The sequence below is a fragment of the Amycolatopsis sp. DSM 110486 genome (assembly GCF_019468465.1).
In the GTDB taxonomy this organism is placed as follows: Bacteria; Actinomycetota; Actinomycetes; order Mycobacteriales; family Pseudonocardiaceae; genus Amycolatopsis.
In genome coordinates, this window is record NZ_CP080519.1 from 8422981 (window position 1) to 8438449 (window position 15469).

Annotated in this window: 16 protein-coding genes and 3 pseudogenes; 11 read left to right on the forward strand and 8 right to left on the reverse strand. The window is 66.6% G+C overall.

Annotated elements, in window-relative coordinates:
- Window positions 1–5 precede the first annotated feature (5 nt).
- A complete protein-coding gene (locus tag K1T34_RS40605) occupies window positions 6–2852 on the forward strand; it encodes an AAA family ATPase (protein WP_220239990.1) in 2847 nt (948 codons plus the stop codon).
- A gap of 48 nt (window positions 2853–2900) precedes the next feature.
- On the opposite strand, the gene K1T34_RS40610 is transcribed toward K1T34_RS40605, so the two are convergent.
- Together K1T34_RS40610 and K1T34_RS40615 are read right to left on the reverse strand one after the other, a co-directional pair.
- Window positions 2901–3050 carry a hypothetical protein gene (locus K1T34_RS40610; RefSeq protein WP_220239991.1) on the reverse strand — a complete coding sequence of 50 codons (150 nt, stop codon included), beginning with the start codon at window positions 3048–3050 and terminating at the stop codon, window positions 2901–2903.
- A 170-nt stretch (window positions 3051–3220) separates the two neighbouring features.
- A pseudogene (locus tag K1T34_RS40615) lies at window positions 3221–3541 on the reverse strand (recombinase family protein); the annotation flags it as partial.
- Here K1T34_RS40615 and K1T34_RS40620 point away from each other — a divergent pair.
- Genes K1T34_RS40620 through K1T34_RS40630 form a run of 3 tightly spaced genes read left to right on the forward strand, consistent with a single transcriptional unit; the run spans window position 3467 to window position 6622 of the window.
- Window positions 3467–4930, forward strand: coding sequence for a hypothetical protein (locus tag K1T34_RS40620; RefSeq protein WP_220239992.1), 1464 nt, complete (start codon window positions 3467–3469; stop codon window positions 4928–4930). The pseudogene K1T34_RS40615 and the gene K1T34_RS40620 overlap by 75 nt on opposite strands.
- A 12-nt stretch (window positions 4931–4942) precedes the next feature.
- Window positions 4943–5302 (forward strand): transposase, encoded by a 360-nt coding sequence (locus K1T34_RS40625; protein WP_220239993.1) that lies wholly within the window; start codon window positions 4943–4945, stop codon window positions 5300–5302.
- Window positions 5303–5329: 27 nt separating this feature from the next.
- On the forward strand, window positions 5330–6622 hold the full coding sequence (locus K1T34_RS40630; RefSeq protein ID WP_220239888.1) for an IS256 family transposase: 1293 nt from the start codon (window positions 5330–5332) through the stop codon (window positions 6620–6622).
- Between the two features lie 21 nt (window positions 6623–6643).
- Here K1T34_RS40630 and K1T34_RS40635 read toward each other — a convergent pair whose 3' ends face one another.
- Window positions 6644–7771 carry an IS30 family transposase gene (locus tag K1T34_RS40635; RefSeq protein WP_220239994.1) on the reverse strand — a complete coding sequence of 376 codons (1128 nt, stop codon included), beginning with the start codon at window positions 7769–7771 and terminating at the stop codon, window positions 6644–6646.
- Window positions 7772–7781: 10 nt separating this feature from the next.
- Window positions 7782–8081 carry a transposase gene (locus K1T34_RS40640; RefSeq protein WP_220239995.1) on the reverse strand — a complete coding sequence of 100 codons (300 nt, stop codon included), beginning with the start codon at window positions 8079–8081 and terminating at the stop codon, window positions 7782–7784.
- Here K1T34_RS40640 and K1T34_RS40645 point away from each other — a divergent pair.
- From K1T34_RS40645 to K1T34_RS40660, 4 genes and pseudogenes are all read left to right on the forward strand, one after another.
- A complete protein-coding gene (locus K1T34_RS40645; protein ID WP_255638834.1) occupies window positions 8080–8673 on the forward strand; it encodes an HNH endonuclease in 594 nt (197 codons plus the stop codon). The genes K1T34_RS40640 and K1T34_RS40645 overlap by 2 nt on opposite strands.
- A 490-nt stretch (window positions 8674–9163) precedes the next feature.
- Window positions 9164–10111: a polymorphic toxin-type HINT domain-containing protein gene (locus tag K1T34_RS40650; protein ID WP_255637921.1), complete on the forward strand. Its 948-nt coding sequence runs from the start codon at window positions 9164–9166 to the stop codon at window positions 10109–10111.
- Between the two features lie 5 nt (window positions 10112–10116).
- Window positions 10117–10584 (forward strand): SUKH-3 domain-containing protein, encoded by a 468-nt coding sequence (locus tag K1T34_RS40655; protein WP_220239998.1) that lies wholly within the window; start codon window positions 10117–10119, stop codon window positions 10582–10584.
- 161 nt (window positions 10585–10745) lie between these two features.
- Window positions 10746–11069, forward strand: a pseudogene (locus tag K1T34_RS40660) (transposase family protein); the annotation flags it as partial.
- Between the two features lie 31 nt (window positions 11070–11100).
- Here the strand turns inward: K1T34_RS40660 and K1T34_RS40665 are convergent.
- Together K1T34_RS40665 and K1T34_RS40670 are read right to left on the reverse strand one after the other, a co-directional pair.
- A complete protein-coding gene (locus K1T34_RS40665) occupies window positions 11101–12000 on the reverse strand; it encodes an IS3 family transposase (protein WP_220239999.1) in 900 nt (299 codons plus the stop codon).
- Window positions 11997–12287, reverse strand: a complete 291-nt coding sequence (locus K1T34_RS40670) for a transposase (protein WP_220240000.1) — start codon at window positions 12285–12287, stop codon at window positions 11997–11999. Before K1T34_RS40670 ends, K1T34_RS40665 begins: the two co-directional genes overlap by 4 nt.
- Before the next feature lie 97 nt (window positions 12288–12384).
- Between K1T34_RS40670 and K1T34_RS40675 the strand changes: the two genes are divergently transcribed.
- Together K1T34_RS40675 and K1T34_RS40680 are read left to right on the forward strand one after the other, a co-directional pair.
- Window positions 12385–12744: an FkbM family methyltransferase gene (locus K1T34_RS40675; RefSeq protein ID WP_255637922.1), complete on the forward strand. Its 360-nt coding sequence runs from the start codon at window positions 12385–12387 to the stop codon at window positions 12742–12744.
- Window positions 12745–12871: 127 nt separating this feature from the next.
- The gene (locus K1T34_RS40680) at window positions 12872–13681 is read left to right on the forward strand and encodes a class I SAM-dependent methyltransferase (protein WP_220240002.1); all 810 of its coding nucleotides are present in this window, start codon (window positions 12872–12874) and stop codon (window positions 13679–13681) included.
- Window positions 13682–14250: 569 nt separating this feature from the next.
- Here the strand turns inward: K1T34_RS40680 and K1T34_RS54840 are convergent.
- Window positions 14251–14493 carry a hypothetical protein gene (locus K1T34_RS54840; protein WP_370643855.1) on the reverse strand — a complete coding sequence of 81 codons (243 nt, stop codon included), beginning with the start codon at window positions 14491–14493 and terminating at the stop codon, window positions 14251–14253.
- Window positions 14492–14635, reverse strand: a pseudogene (locus K1T34_RS54845) (hypothetical protein); the annotation flags it as partial. The pseudogene K1T34_RS54845 and the gene K1T34_RS54840, both read right to left, overlap by 2 nt.
- Before the next feature lie 105 nt (window positions 14636–14740).
- Between K1T34_RS54845 and K1T34_RS40685 the strand changes: the two are divergent.
- On the forward strand, window positions 14741–15187 hold the full coding sequence (locus K1T34_RS40685) for a hypothetical protein (protein ID WP_220240003.1): 447 nt from the start codon (window positions 14741–14743) through the stop codon (window positions 15185–15187).
- Window positions 15188–15469 lie beyond the last annotated feature (282 nt).

Genomic DNA, 15469 nt, shown 5'->3' on the forward strand with positions numbered 1-15469 from the left:
GGCGGATGATCTCGGGAGCGCCGACCACCAGGGCGGACCCGCCCGCCGGTGCACTGATCGGTCGGGCAGCGGAGCTGGCCCTGGCCCAGACGGCGATCACCGCCACCCCGTCGGTCTTGCTGATCGAGGGCGAGGCCGGGATCGGCAAGAGCCGCTTGGTCCGCGAGCTGCTCGCCCTGCCCCCGGCCGCCGAGCGCCGGGTCCTCGTCGGCCAGTGCGAACAGCTCCAGGAGCCGCTGCCGCTCTCGGCTCTCCTCGACGCGTTCCGGCAGGCGGGCCCGCTGACCGGCGGCGCACTCAACCCGGTGATCGGCGCGCTGGCCCCGTTGTTGCCCGAGGTCGCCGCGTACCTGCCGCCGCCCCCGCCGCCGCTCTCCGACCCGGGCGCGGACCGGCACCGCGTGTTCCGCGCGGCCGTCGCTCTCCTCGACCGGGTCGGCCCTCTGCTGCTCGTGCTCGAGGACGTGCACTGGGCTGATCCCGTGACGCTGGACTTCCTCGCCTTCCTCGCCGCGCACCTCCCACCGGAGCTGGCGCTGATCATCACCGCGCGCACCGAGACCGGCCGGCTGCCGATCCGGGAGGCGCTGGCCCGCGCCCCGTCGGGTGCCGCCCGCGTCGTGGGCCTGCGCCCGCTCGACCGCGTCGAGGTCGCGCAGCTCGCCGGCGGGATCCTCGCCACGCCACCCGCGCCGGCCTTCGCCGAGCGGCTCTACGAGAAAACCGGCGGCATCCCCTTCGTGGTGGAGGAGGTGCTCCGCACCTATCTGGAGGAGCCGGGTGAGCTGTCGGGGCGGCCGGAGGCGCTCGACGACCTCGCGGTGCCGACCGTGCTGCGCGACGTGGTCCTGCAGCGCCTCTTCTCCCTCGGCAACGACGCCCGCGAGATCCTCGACGCGGCCGCCGTCACCGGTCTGGTGACCGATGACGCCCTGCTCGCCGAGGTGACCGGGCGCGACTCGGCCGGGATCGCAAACGCGCTCGCCCGCGCGCAGGAGGTCGGGCTCCTGCAGGAGGACAACCGGCACAGCAGGTTCCGGCACGCGCTCGCACGGCAGGTCGTGTACGAGTCGGTGCCCGCAGCGCGGCGGCGGTGGCTGCACCTGCGCACTGGTCGCGCGCTCGAGGCACGCCACGCCTCCCCCGCCCGGCTCGCGCACCACTACCTGCAGGCCGGTCACCACGCCGAGATGGTGGTCCACGCGGAGGCTGCGGCCGAGACCGCGCTCGCCCACGGCAACGACGCCACCGCCGCGCGGTTCCTGTTGACGGCGCTCGGCGCGGACGGAGTCGCGCAGGAGCTCCGGGTCCGGCTCGCGGTGAAGCTCGGCCGGGCCGCCGTCGACGGGCTCGCGCACGCCGAGGCGCTGCCGATCGTCGACCGGCTGCTGGCCACCGAGCGGCTGCCCGTCGCGGTCCGGGGCGAGCTGCGGTTCGCGCACGGCCGCCTGCTCCGGCAATCCGGCGACGCCCGAGCCGGTCACTTGGAGATCGAGCGTGCCGTCGAGGACCTCGCGGACGAGCCCGCCCTTCTCGGGCGCGCACTCGCCGTCCTGGCCGCGCCCGAGACCGTCACGGGCAGGCACGTCCACGAGCACCTCGCCCGCTGCGACGAGGCGGCGGTGGCGGCGCGCCGCAGCGGTGACCGCGGTGTCGACGTTGCCGTGCGGATCACGCGGGCGGGCCTGTTGATGGAGCTGGGCCGGCCGGACGGCTGGCCGCTGGTCGACGAGCTGCTCGGTGGCGACGGCCTGTCCGCCCGCGAGCGCGCCCGCGCGTGCCTGAACTGGGCGCAGGGGGCGCTGCACGCGGGCCGTCTGGACCACGCGGAGGCGTTGCTCGCGGAGGGGCGGCGGGTCGCCGACCACGCGGAGTACCTGCGGGTAGCGGTGGTGCTCGACCTGGTGACGGCAGCGGTTGACCACGCGGCGGGCCGGTGGGACGGCCTGCTGGACCGGGTCCGGCTGATCGGCGGCACCCACGCCGCGTTCGGGGCAGCGGCGCTGGATTCGCGGCTGCTCCGGGGTTCGCTGCTCGCGGCGATCGGGCCGGCGGAGGAGGCTGCGGAGTGCTTCGGCGAGGTCATCGCCGTCGCGGAGCGGGTCGGGGCCGTGTGGCCGCTCATCTCGGCACGGACCGCCATGGCGCGGCTGCTGCTGACGCTGGACGACGCAGGCGGCGCCGCCGAGCACGCCCGGGCCGCGATCACCCAGGTCCGCGCGAAGGGGAACTGGGTGTGGGGTGGTGAGGCCGTGCTGTGCCTGGCGGAGGCGCTGGGCCGGGCAGCTGAGGTCGCGGCCGTCGTCGACGAGCTGGCGGCGGGTCTCGACCAGACCGACGCACCCCGCGCGCGGGGTGCTCTCCTTGCCGCACAGGCAATCCTGGCCCCCGACGGCGAGACCGGCCGGCTCCTCGACGAGGCCCGCGTCGTCACGGCGGGCGGGGGCTTGAGCTACGAGGAGGCGCAGGCCGCCGAACGGCTGGGGCTGTTGCGCTGCGGGCACGGGGACCCGCGTGGCGGCGCGGACCTGGAGGCCGCGTTGCGACGGTACGGCGCGCTGCACGCCGCCCGTGACATCGCCCGCGTCTGCCGCGCGATGCGGCTGCACAACGTGCCGATCCCCTATCCGTGGCGAGGCGGGCGGCCCGCGCTCGGGCAGACGCTGTCGGCGCAGGAGCACCGCGTGGCCGCCCTCGCGGCGGCGGGCCGGACGAACCGGGAGATCGCGACCGAGCTGTTCCTGTCCCGCCGCACGGTCGAGAGCCACGTCTCGAGCGCGCTGCGCAAGCTCGGTTGCTCGTCCCGCAAGGACCTGGCGGGCCCTCTCCTCGACGACTCCAAGCCCGCGTGACGCGGAAGGCCGGGCCCGCGGGGTGGGCCTGGCCTGCGTTCCGCGAACTCAGTGCGGTGCGGCGAAGAACGCCTGGATGCCGCCGACCACGACCTCGGGCACCTCGTGCGATGCGAAGTGGCCGCCTTTCTCGAACCGGCTCCGGTGCACGATGTTGGAGTCATCCCGCTCCGCGAAGGTCTGGCTCGTGCTTGACACGGACGCCCGCGCGTACGAGCCGGCAACTGGGCCGACCGGATCAAGGCCGTGCCGGGGCGTCCGTGGTTCCAGTGCGAGTCCAGTCGTCGGTTGCAGATGCCGCAGCGGATCAGGCCGGCGAGTGCGAACCTCCGCAGACGGCCGTCGTTAGTGGGTCGCGGTGCACGGATCTGCTGCGCGGTGACGAAGTCCTGTTCGGTGACGAGGGCTGGATGCGCAGCCCTCGATGACAGCGCCGGCGTTGATCTCGGGTTGCCTGTTCCGTTGGCGCGGCGGTTCCAGGTTTGCCGGCCGGTGTAGCGCGGGTTGGCGAGGATCACGGCGACGGTGCGCAGCGTCCAGGCGCTGCGGGTTCGGTGGCGGTTGCGGTCGGGGTCGGCGCTGGATGGTACGCCGACCCGCAGTGCACCCCCGGCATGACCATGCCGGCCCCGGAAGCGAACACGCTGGCCTGTTACCCGGTCTACTGGACCCCGGGCGGCGCGACCGATCCGGTACTCGACTGGTTCAACAAGTACCTGGTCACCGACATCACCGACGACGGCCGCATCGCCGGCAGCAGCGGCGCCGGTTCGGCCCTGTCGCAACAAACCGTGACGCACTACGACTACCTCGGCGGCGGTGCCTGGCACTACGACGAGAACTACCTCTCCGACCCGAAGACCCGCACCTGGTCGATGTGGCGTGGCTACGGCACCGTGAAGACCACCGTCGGCCAGGCCACCAGTGACCCGTCCGGGCCCCCGACGGTAACCCAGACGCAGTACCTGCGGGGCATGGACGGAGACACTCTGCCCGGCGGCGGCAAGCGGAGCGTGTCGGTGACCGACAGCCTCGGCGAGGCCGTCGCGGACAGCTCGGCGTTGCCGAGCTTCACGCGGGAGTCGCTGACCTACCTCGACGGCACGGTCATCACCGATACGATCAACGACCCGTGGATCTCCGCGGCGAACGCGACCAACACCAACGGAACGCAGGCCTTCTACACCGGTACTGGGACCACCCGGACCCGCACGTGGATCGCCGCCACCAACAGTTGGCGCACCACCCGCACGATCACCACCTTCGGCAACTACGGGTTGGCCACTCAGGTCGAGGACGACGGCGACATCGCCGATCCGAGCCAGGCCACGTGCGCCCGCACCACCTACGACCAGAACACCACTGCGTTCCTGATCAACTACGTGAGCCAGGTCCAGACGACGTCCGGCACCTGCGCCACACCCGCCGGCAGCGCCACCATCGTGTCCGACACCCGCTCCTACTTCGACCACCAACCGTTCGGCGCCGCACCCACGGTCGGTGACGTCACCCAGACCGACACGATCGACTCCTGGCCCACCGGCGGCGCGGAGCACTTCCTGTCCCCGGCCACCCGCACCGATTTCGACAACTACGGCCGCGCGGTGTCCGCGACCGATGCGCTGGGCCTGACCACCACCACCGCCTTCACCCCGGCCACCGGCGGCCCCCTCACCCAGGTCGCGACCACCACACCCCAGGTCAGCGGCACCGACACCACCAAGTTCACCTCGACCCGCTATCTCGACCCGATCACCGGTGCCACCACCGGCGAGGTCGACAACAGCGGACTGCGCACCGACGCGACCTACGACGCCCTCGGCCGGCTCACCGGCGTCTGGCCACCAGGACACAACAAGAGCACCAACGCCCCGGCCAAGACCACCTACACCTACACCGTCAGCAACACCCAGCCCAGCGTCGTCGCCACGAACACGCTGCTGTCCAACAGCCACTACGCAACCAGCTACGCGCTGATCGACGGGCTCGGCCGCACCCTGCAAACACAAGCACCCACCTCGTACGCACAAGGCGGACGTGGGGTGTACCAAGGATCTTGGACAGGGCCTCCTGTCTGAGAGGATGCGTGTATGCCCGAGCAGCGTCGGAGATTCAGCGCTCAGTTCAAGGCCGAGGCTGTGCAGATGGTGATCGAGACCGGTAAACCTGTCGCCGAGATCGCCCGGGATCTCGAGATCAACGCCGGCACACTGGCCAACTGGGTCAACGCCTGGCGGCGCGAGAACCCTGGACCTGCGCAACCGGTGAGCCCGTCCGAGCGCGCCCGGGTCGCGGAGATGGAAGACGAGATCCGCCGGCTGCGGATGGAAAACGAGTTCCTGAAAAAAGCCGCCTTAGATTCAACCCGTCAAGGCAACACACTCGGCCGGTGTGCGGTAACCCAGGGACTGTTCCAAGATCGGTGTTTCCGGCCCGACACGCCGGGCTGAGGTCCGGCGGGATGGGCACTGTGAGTGATGACATCGGACCTTGTGAGTCGACGCAAGCGTGACGAGAAGCCGGCGCAGCTGTCGCCGGAGCAGGCCGCTGCGGCGGCGATGGTGGCCGAGGCCAAGGCGCGTGGGCTGGCGTTGACCGGCCCGGACGGGCTGCTGAAGCTGTTCACCAAGAACGTGCTGGAAACGGCATTGAACGAGGAAATGACCGAGCACCTCGGGCACGAGAAGAACCAGGTCGACCCGGACCGGGAATCGACCAATGTGCGAAATGGTAGTCGGCCGAAGACCGTGATCTCGGACGCAGTCGGCGAGGTGCGGGTCGAGGTGCCGCGGGATCGGGAAAGCACGTTCGAGCCGCAGATCGTGAAGAAGCGGCAGCGTCGGCTTGCCGATGTGGACGAGATCGTGTTGTCGTTGTATGCGAAAGGGATGACCACTGGCGAAATAGCCGCGCATTTCGGTGAGATTTATGGGGCGTCGGTGAGCAAGGAGACGATATCGCGGATCACCGACAAAGTGATAGCCGAGATGCAGGAATGGGCCAGCCGCCCGCTCGATGTGATCTACGCGGCGGTGTTCATTGACGCGATCCACGTCAAGGTCCGGGACGGGCAGGTCGCCAACCGCCCGGTCTACGCGGCCATCGGCGTGACCGTGGACGGGCACAAGGACGTGCTGGGCCTGTGGATGGGCGTCGGCGGCGAGGGCGCGAAGTTCTGGATGAGCGTTCTGGTCGACCTGAAGAACCGGGGCGTTCGTGACGTGTTCTTCCTCGTCTGCGACGGTCTCAAAGGCCTCCCGGAGACTGTTGCGAACGTGTGGCCGCAAACCATCGTTCAGACGTGCATCGTTCACCTGATCCGCAATACGTTCCGGTTGGCGGCGCGGCAGAACTGGGACGAGATCAAGAGGGATATTAAACCCATCTACACCGCACCCAATCCTGACGCGGCGCTTGCCGCATTGGACGAACTCGACGAGAAATGGGGTAAAAAGTATGGTGCGATGATTCGACTGTGGCGCAACGCGTGGGAAGAGTTTGTACCGTTCCTGGACTACGATGTTGAAATTCGGCGCATGATCTGCTCGACGAATGCGATCGAATCACTGAACGCCCGCTACCGGCGGGCGATCCGTGCGCGCGGGCATTTCCCCACCGAGCAGGCCGCGATGAAGTGTCTGTATCTTGTGACACGCAGCCTGGACCCGACGGGGACCGGGCGCGCCAGGTGGACAATGCGTTGGAAGCCCGTGATCAACGCGTTCGCCATCACGTTCGGTGACCGCTGGCCGGGAGCCGAAACCTACTGACCGACCCGCCGGAAACACCGATCACGGGATAGACCCGTAACCCAGGCATTTTCGGGGTCGGTTGTTGAGTCGATCGGCGATCGCGTCGAGTTCGGTCTGGCTGTAGGCGGCGAGGTTGGTGCCCTTCGGTAGATATTGGCGCAGCAGCTTGTTCGTGTTCTCGTTCGTGCCGCGTTGCCATGGACTGCGGGGCGCGGCGAAAAACACGTCAACGCCTGTGGCGGTGGTGAATACGCGGTGGTCGGCCAGTTCCATCCCGCGGTCCCAGGTCAAGCTGCGGTGCAGCGTCTCGGGCATCGTGGCGTATCGCTCGATGAGCCCTGCGACGACAGTCTCGGTGCGCCGGTCAGCCAGCTGAACCACTGTGAGGTAGCGGGTTTTGCGGTCTACGAGCGTCGCTACCTGACTGCTCGTACCGCCGACGATCAGATCGCCCTCAAGGTGCCCGATGACGCTGCGGTCTTCGGCCTCGGCCGGCCGGTCGGTGATCGGGCGTGCATCGATGATCTGCGAGCGCCACTGCCCTTTCACACTGTGCCGCTTGTTCTTGCGGATCGGACGCCCGGTCCGCAGCTTCTTCGACATCGCCTTCGGGATGAGCTTCCAACGGCTGGTGTAGACGCTGCGGTAGATCGTCTCGTGGCTGACCATCATGTCCGGATCGCCCTCGTGTTCCAACCGCAGCCGCCGCGCGATCTGCTGGGGCGACCATTCTTGCTCGAGCCAGTCCACGACGCGGTTGCGCAGGATCGGATTCCTTGCCAGCAAGGATTGTTTAGGGCGCTTGCGCTGATCATCGGCACGCTCCTGGGCCGCGACGGCGCGATAGACGTCGCGGCCGCCATTGCGCCGGACCTCCCGGCTCACCGTCGATGCCGACCGCCCGAGACTCGCCGCGATCGCCCGGAATGACAACTGAGCGCTGATTCCACGCGAAATCACCTCGCGCTCATCGACACTGAGGTGGTCCGCTCGGGAAACCGGCCGCTTGGGGGCGATCCCGCCATGATGCTTGAGCACGGTGAACACCGACCCAGGCGGCTTGTCCAGTGCACGTCCGATCACGCTGATCGACTCTCCGGCCCTCCACCGCCCCCACAACTCCTCCTTCATCGGATCCGACATGCCCGGCCGACCCAGACGCGCCACAAACCCCTCCTCAACCAGCCCCGATGCACCGACCGGTTGAATCTAAGGCGGCTTTTTTCAGGAACTCGTTTTCCATCCGCAGCCGGCGGATCTCGTCTTCCATCTCCGCGACCCGGGCGCGCTCGGACGGGCTCACCGGTTGCGCAGGTCCAGGGTTCTCGCGCCGCCAGGCGTTGACCCAGTTGGCCAGTGTGCCGGCGTTGATCTCGAGATCCCGGGCGATCTCGGCGACAGGTTTACCGGTCTCGATCACCATCTGCACAGCCTCGGCCTTGAACTGAGCGCTGAATCTCCGACGCTGCTCGGGCATACACGCATCCTCTCAGACAGGAGGCCCTGTCCAAGATCCTTGGTACACCCCAGACCTCCGTGTCGGCGACGAAGTCGACACCCCGAACAACGGCCACGTCACCGTCGTGTCCACCCGCCTCTACACCGCGGCGATCATCACCTACAACCTCACCGTCGACGACGTCCACACCTACTACGTCCTCGCCGGCAGGGTCGGCATCCTCGTTCACAACTGCGGCAGTGCTGAGCCGAAGGCTGGATCGGGTAAGGCATACTCTGTCGCCTATGAGACGAAGATTTCCGAGGACACGTACCCCGGTCGTTCACGTGCGGCTCATTTTCAGGCAGCCAACCGTGATCTTGCAGCAGCAATGGACAGCGATCAGGAATTTGCGGATTCGATGGAGGACCTGATCCCTGGGATCGGCGATAGCCTCGTTGGTTCCCGAGGCGGAATCTCGCGCAGATCGCCCTCGCCCCTGTGGACGTGGCACCATGCGGCAGACGATGGGCTGATGCAACTCGTTCCGCGTATACAGCATGAGTCTTCGGGCAACCTGCAGAACCTTTTCCACCCGGGAGGTGTTGGTGGCTTCTCAATCTGGGGCTGACGAGCCCCGTACTATGGGCGAACTAGTATCACGGCTTGACGCAGTCGATGACAATCTAACCGTCTACGTCCCTTCCCGGGATTCGATTTCAGCTGAGTTGCCGATCGAGCTGGTAGACGAGGAAGGCGACGGCCCTTCTGCGGGGATGACTTACCTGCTTGAGGTTGACCTTGTGAAGGATGTCATAAGAGTCTGGAGGGAATGGCGAGGTGGGCGAAACCCCGATCTTCGGCAAGCCTGTGAAGCCGTTTCGTACTACGCGTCTCATGATGCCTTCCAGCCAATCGACAAGTGACCCAGGTGCCGCCACATCAACGCGGCCAGGCAGATGGACCGGGACGGTGAGGCGAGCGGCTCAACCCCCGATCACGGGATAGCCCCTCTCGGCGATCGCCTTGGCGTAGGCGCCCTCGGGTCGACGGTTGCAGACGTCACAGCGCACCTGTAGACCTTTCGGGCCGCCGGACTTACCCAGTTAGGGCGAGCCCATTTGGCTGCGCCTGCGCCTACGCCGGCGGATCCGCCGGCGCCTCCCGCTGCTGCGAAGAGTGCACCGGCGGCGAGCGCACCGGCCGAGGAAGCCCCCGCTGCCAGCCCGGCCAAGGCTTCGTCTGGGTGTAACAGCTTCGCCGGCGCCGCCAGTGTCCTGATGGCTGATGGCTCGAGTAAGGCGATCGACCAGGTCCACGTCGGAGACAAAGTCACCAACTCTGAGCCCGACGGCCACGACGCCGAACAGCATGTGGTGACGGCGGTGCACGTCACCACCACCGACAAGTCCTTCGACGATCTCACCTTCAGCACGCCGGACGGGTCGGCGACCATCACCACTACCGCGCAGCATCTGTTCTGGGATGTCACCCTCCACACCTGGCGTGAAGCCGACAACCTGCGTGTCGGCGACGAGGTCGACAGCCCGGACAACGGTCACATCACCGTCGTGGCCACCCGCCTCTACACCGCCGCGATCATCACCTACAACCTCACCATCGACGACCTCCACACCTACTATGTGCTGGCAGGGGGTACGCCGGTACTCGTCCACAATTGTGGAACTGAGGCTAGAGCGGCAGCACAATCGGCACCCAAAGACGCCACGATGAGTGCAGCAGCCCGGTTCAAGGGTACCGATATGGTTTCAACCGGTCACTCTGGCCATTCGTCCCGCCCGGCCTATTTCGAGCCCGAGATTGATTCCGCTCTCGCCGATGGTGGGCAGATCGCTGGCCGCGGAGCCGGTAACTGTGCCGAGATCCGGGCCTGCAATGCTCTGATAGCCGAACATGGAGCCGATTTCGAGGATCAAGTCGGACGCTCGCTGCGGTTGAGTGACATCGAATTTCTGACCATTCGCGTTGCCACTGGCGCCTCGGCACCCGCTTGTCTATCCTGTCAGAGTGTTCTTGTTCGGCGTGGAGTGACGGACCTGTCGAGGTGAGAAGGATGCGCGAATCGGAGCTGGACGAATTTCTCAGCTCGTTCGGCTGGGAGGCGGGTGGGGTGCGCCGTGAGGCGGATGCTGTCGTGGTAGGTCTGGAGCGTGTCGGCTTCGCCTGTCACGAGGAGGCGAAGAACTTCCTGAGTGAGTGCTTCGGCCTAAAGATCGACCACCCTCCAGCCCTCTTTATCCTAGGGGAGAGGATCTCAAGTTGGACGCATTTCGATCCGTCTGCCGTGTGTACCACCCGTGATGCGGACGTGGCTCGCCGATGCGCGGGGGTGGCTGGCACCGTTCTGTGCCCGATTGGAGTGGATAGCTTCCATGTGACCATATACTCGGGAAGTGACGGAAGATTTTATGCCGGGTTCGATTCATCGGTCTATCAATATGGGGAAGATCGCAATTTAATGTTCTCGATGATGAAAGATGGAATTCGACCAATCCTGTTAGGCGAGTGGCCGCTTCAATGAGAAGGACGCGCAGACGCCTTGATGAAGTTGCTCGTCAGTTGGAAGGGTGCACTGCGCACCGTCTGCCGCGATGGGAGTCACTCAGCGGGTCGGGGCCGGCTATAAGGGATGTCTCGTAACCCGGTGTGGGTCTGTTGGGGGTGTTGGTTGATCATGGTGTGGTGCAGGTGATCTCGGCGTCGCGGTCGGAGTGGATTGCCCCGTTCATCGGCTTGGAGCCGGGACAGTTCCGCAAGCTGGTGCGGATCGTGGCGAACCGTGGCGGTGACGACATTGCTGATGGCCGGCCTGGCCGTCAGTGGCGTCTTGATCTGGCTGATCGTGTGCTGCTCGTGGCGACGTACTGGCGGACGAACCTGACGATGCGCCAGATCGGACCGCTGTTCGGGGTATCGCACTCCGCGGCGCACCGGGTGATCGACACCATCGGCCCTCTGCTGGCGCTGGCCCCGGTCCGCAAGCGCCGGATCGACGCGATCGTGGACTGAGCTTCCCCCCGAACCGTGGAGGGCTCCTCTATGCGGCTCGGTTGGCCGCAGTGGTCTCGTAGTCGATCGGGGAATGCATGTCACAGGAACTGTGGCGACGTCGTCGATTATAGAATTCAACGACCCATTCAACAATAGTCTGTTGTGCTTCTTTTCGGGTTTTGAACTGATGGCGGGAAAGCACTTCGTGTTCCAAGGTTGAGAAGAACGACTCAGCCGCGGCGTTGTCGAAACATGACCCGGTCCTGCCCATCGACTGTCGAATACCGAGCTTGTTGCAGAGCACAGTAAAATCGTGCGCGGTGTAGGTAGAACCGCGGTCGGAGTGGAAGATCACACCGGCCACCCGTTCTCTTCCGCCGCGGGCGGCGACGGCCATTTTGATGGTCTCACCTGCGAGTTCAGCGTCCGGATGGACGCTGGTGGCGTAGCCGAGCAGCCGACGGGAGAACAGATCGATCGCCGTCGACAGGTAGAGCTTGCCCTCGCCGGTCGGGATTTCGGTCATATCGCCGACCCACTTCGTGTTCGGTGCCGGCGCGGTGAAGTCCCGTTTCACCAGATCCGGGAACGGCACCGCCCGCTTGTCCGGCCGAGTCAGATTCTTCCGCCGCTTCTTCGTTCGGGCGACCATGCCTTGGCGGGCCATCGAGTTCGCCACCGTCTTCTCACTCACCACCCACCCCGCAGCGCGTAAATCAGCGTGAATACGCGGTGAGCCATGCAAGCCACAGGAGGCCTCGAACGCCTCCGCGACGGCTGCGTCGACCTCCGTCCGCCGCTGTTCGGCCAGCGTCGGCGTCTGCTGGTGTCGACGAGAGTTCTTCTTGTGGAACCACGATTCCGACACGGTCAGAGCCCGGCAAGCGACAGCGTGCGGCACGTCGTGGGTGGTCCTCTGGTCGGCGATGAACGCGGCCAGGCTCACCGCGTCGCCTCCTTCACCCACCCGACCACGGATCGCTTGAGGACATCGCGCTCCACCCGCAGCTCGGCGTTCTCCGCCCGAAGCCGGGCCAGTTCAGCCCGCTCGTCGCCGCTCAGGCCTTCACTCTCGCCACGGTTGATCTTGTCCTGCTTGACCCAGTTGGCCAGAGTTCCGGCATGAATCCCCAGGTCAGCAGCTACTTGGGCGATCGGTTTGTTCGTCTCGCGGACGATCCGGACAGCTCCTTCACGGAACTCCCGGTCGAACTTCCGCCTCTTCTCGGGCATGACACATGATCCTCATAGTCCATGCCTCCACGATCTTGAGGGAAGCTCATCCGATCAGCGCAGTCGCGATGCGTCATCGAGGGCTGTATAACGCCCTATGCGGCGACGCTTCGAGTACTGCGCCCGTAGCGGTGTTACGCGCGTCAACTTCCTGAAGGTGGACGTCGAAGGCGCTGAGTTCGAGGTCGTTCGTGGTTTCACGAAGATGTTCGAAAGCGGTGGGATCGATGCGGTGCAGTTCGAGTACGGGCCGCTGACGTTGGCCGGACGGCGATGCCTGCAGGACTACTACACGTTCTTCTCCGATGTCGGGATGCGGGTGGGCAAGATCTATCCTGCTTATGTCAAGCTTTTCGATCGTTATTACCCCGGGCTGGACGATTTCCGCTGGGCGAACTTCGCGGCGGTACGGCCGTCGGTGGTGGAGGATCTGCCCGGCTTGTTCGCCACGGTCTGAACTGGTGTTCGGGTTGCGCTTTTCCTGTTGGGTGGCCGGGATTCCAGGCTTCGAGGCCGGTGCACTCGAGCGCACGCGGCAGTGACCCACTAACCTGGGCCGGAGCCGAAAGAAAGGGCCAGGTCCGATGGGCAACGAGGCGCACTTCGCCACTGACCTCTACCAGGGAACCGCCGGGTACTACGACCGCTACCGCCTGCCGTATCCCGCCGCCATGCTCACCCACCTGGTCGAGAGCGCCCACCTGTCCGGGCAGGGCCGCCTGCTCGATCTGGCCTGCGGCACCGGCCAGCTCGCATTCCCGCTCAGTCCCCACTTCGCCGAGGTGTGGGCGGTGGACCAGGAACCGGATATGGTCGAGGTGGTCCGCGCCAAGTCGGCCGCCGAGGACGGGCTTCGGCCCATCGTCGCCGGCGCCGAGACGCTCGATGCGCAACCGGACTATTTCGAGCTGGCCGTGGTCGGCAACGCCTTCCACCGACTGGACCGTGACCTGGTCGCCCGCCGGCTGCTCCACTGGCTCACCCCCGGCGGGCACCTCGCCCTGTGCTGGTCCACCTCCCCCTGGGCAGGCGGGGAGGACTGGCAGCGAACTCTCGCGGCGACCCTGAAGCGCTGGCAACAGCAACTCGATGCCGAACACAGGGTCCCAGAGAGCGCGGGCCAGGCACGCCAGCACCGACCCGATCCCGATGTGCTGGCCGCGGCCGGGTTCGAAATCGCCGGCCGGCACGCGTTCACGGTCGAGCACCACTGGAGCCTGGCGGAACTCGCCGGCCACATCCGCTCGACGTCGTTCCTCCCACCCGCGGTCCTCCGTGACAGGGCCGAGGAATTCGATGCCGACCTCGCCGCCAGCCTCCGCCCGCACAGCGACAGCGGGATCTTCACCGAGAACGTGAGCTTCGCCTACGACCTCGCCCGCAAGCCCGCCTGAGCCCACCCGCGGCCGACCAGGCGGGCTGCCTCATGCGCGCGTTGCGCCTCGCCGCTCTTGCCGTGGCGGCGGGGTGGTCCGGCCGTTGAGGTGCATCGGGTCGATGCTGGCGATTTCGGTCAAGCGTCCGCCTGTGCACCGGATCAGCCGGATGATCGCCTCGCCGCGGCGGCTTCATCTTCACCATCGGGCTGAAGCCGATTCCTCCTCATCGACCGGCCAATTGAATCACGCCTGGAGCGCGCGATGGCTACCAGGCTCCAGGGGCGGGTGTGAGGGTGCTGCGGCTCATGAGCGAACATCCAAAGCGGATCGTCACCGAGCGGCGTGCTCTCCTCCCAGCCGGCGTCGGGTCGCACGACAAAGGCCTGGACCCACAGGTCTAAGCCTCGAAGTCGGGATGACAGGATTTGAACCTGCGACCCTCCGCTCCCGCAGCGGCCGCGGGCCGGGCACGATCGCCTGCTGGCTGATCGACGACGTGCCCGCCCTGGTGTGGGCGGCGAACGCCGTCGCGCTCGAGCTTGCACGTGCCCCAGTGGACAGTCGGCCTTGGGCCGAAACAGCAATCATCGGATCGGCTCGTGTTCGATCTTGACCCGGGACCTCGAGTCAAGATCGATCGAACACAAGCCGATCGGGCAGCTGCCGTTGCCCGTCGGAACTGATGTCCATTGTGGAGTGTGTAGTTCGAGGGCGGCCATGGTGGCTGCCCACACCAGGCTCGGGAGGTCGTCGAGCAGCGGGTAGCTGATCGTGCCGGGGCCGCGGCCGCTGCGCGAACCGGCGCTCGGCAGCTGGACAGTGTGCAGCCATGACGGAGCCCCCGCGGGGGAGGTTCTTCTCGAACCAACTTTCGCCCTCGACGCCGTCGGGGTAGCGGATGAAGGTGACCGGTCGGCCGGCGAGCTGGGGCAGCAGTACCGGTGCGATCCGGGCGTAGTAGTTGATCATTATCCGGACTACGGCTCGCCTCGGGGCCAGGAACTACTGTCGCGAGCATGGTCGACCACGATGCCTTTAGTGCCACCCGTAAGGGTTACGACGCTGCTGCCGCCCATGCACGATGACCTGCTCGAAGAGGTCCGGGCGTTGTTTACCGACGAAGAGCTCGCCGAGATCGCGGAGAACAAGCCCGAGCCGGGCGACAATGGCAAGCCTGACGCTATCGGCTTGAGCCGAGCTTGGCCGCTGCACGTCGAGAAGCTCGACCGAGATCGCGGGCTACCTCATGCCGATCGCAGTGTCTGGACCGAGCATGACCTGGCCGGTGCGCTCTTCATGCGCGACTTTGTGGAGGACGCACTCCGCCGGCTCAGGCCCGGGCTTGCTGACAAGGTTCGTCGGTACGTCACAGCGGGCGATGACCTGTTCCGGTCCTTCACTATCGACGACCCGGGCGACCGCATCGCGAAGATTGCTCGGATCGACCTCGCCGGTCGGGGGTGGTGGTGGTTTCGCGTGCCTACCTCCGGCCCAATCGTGCAAGACCTGGCCGAATACTGATCGAGTAAGTGGTGCCGAGGTAGACGGCGCGCGTCCGAGGTAGTCCGGTCAACCGTGCTCTGCGCGGCCTGCAAAAACGCCATCGCCGCTTTCGAGATCCCGTGGGACGAGGTTCTGCCGAGGGCGAAGCAGGTGTCGAGGCAGGCCCGCTGACGTCGCAGCTGACTGTGGCTGCGCCTGGAGTTCGAGGCGCCCAGAGACCGGCAGACGGGCCGTGACCCAGGGTCTGGGAACCGCGGGGTCCGTAGTGCGCGACGCTACGCGCCTGCGATCTCCACGGTT

Excerpts from the sequence above, each read along its gene's own strand:
- K1T34_RS40640 (WP_220239995.1), bottom strand. The coding sequence starts at position 8,081 with ATGCCCGAGCAGCGTCGGAGATTCAGCGCTCAGTTCAAGGCCGAGGCT.
- K1T34_RS40625 (WP_220239993.1), top strand. The coding sequence starts at position 4,943 with ATGCCCGAGCAGCGTCGGAGATTCAGCGCTCAGTTCAAGGCCGAGGCT.
- K1T34_RS40670 (WP_220240000.1), bottom strand. The coding sequence starts at position 12,287 with ATGCCCGAGAAGAGGCGGAAGTTCGACCGGGAGTTCCGTGAAGGAGCT.
- K1T34_RS40630 (WP_220239888.1), top strand. The coding sequence starts at position 5,330 with ATGACATCGGACCTTGTGAGTCGACGCAAGCGTGACGAGAAGCCGGCG.
- K1T34_RS40605 (WP_220239990.1), top strand. The coding sequence starts at position 6 with ATGATCTCGGGAGCGCCGACCACCAGGGCGGACCCGCCCGCCGGTGCA.
- K1T34_RS40655 (WP_220239998.1), top strand. The coding sequence starts at position 10,117 with ATGCGCGAATCGGAGCTGGACGAATTTCTCAGCTCGTTCGGCTGGGAG.
- K1T34_RS40675 (WP_255637922.1), top strand. The coding sequence starts at position 12,385 with ATGCGGCGACGCTTCGAGTACTGCGCCCGTAGCGGTGTTACGCGCGTC.
- K1T34_RS40620 (WP_220239992.1), top strand. The coding sequence starts at position 3,467 with ATGACCATGCCGGCCCCGGAAGCGAACACGCTGGCCTGTTACCCGGTC.
- K1T34_RS40680 (WP_220240002.1), top strand. The coding sequence starts at position 12,872 with ATGGGCAACGAGGCGCACTTCGCCACTGACCTCTACCAGGGAACCGCC.
- K1T34_RS40685 (WP_220240003.1), top strand. The coding sequence starts at position 14,741 with ATGCACGATGACCTGCTCGAAGAGGTCCGGGCGTTGTTTACCGACGAA.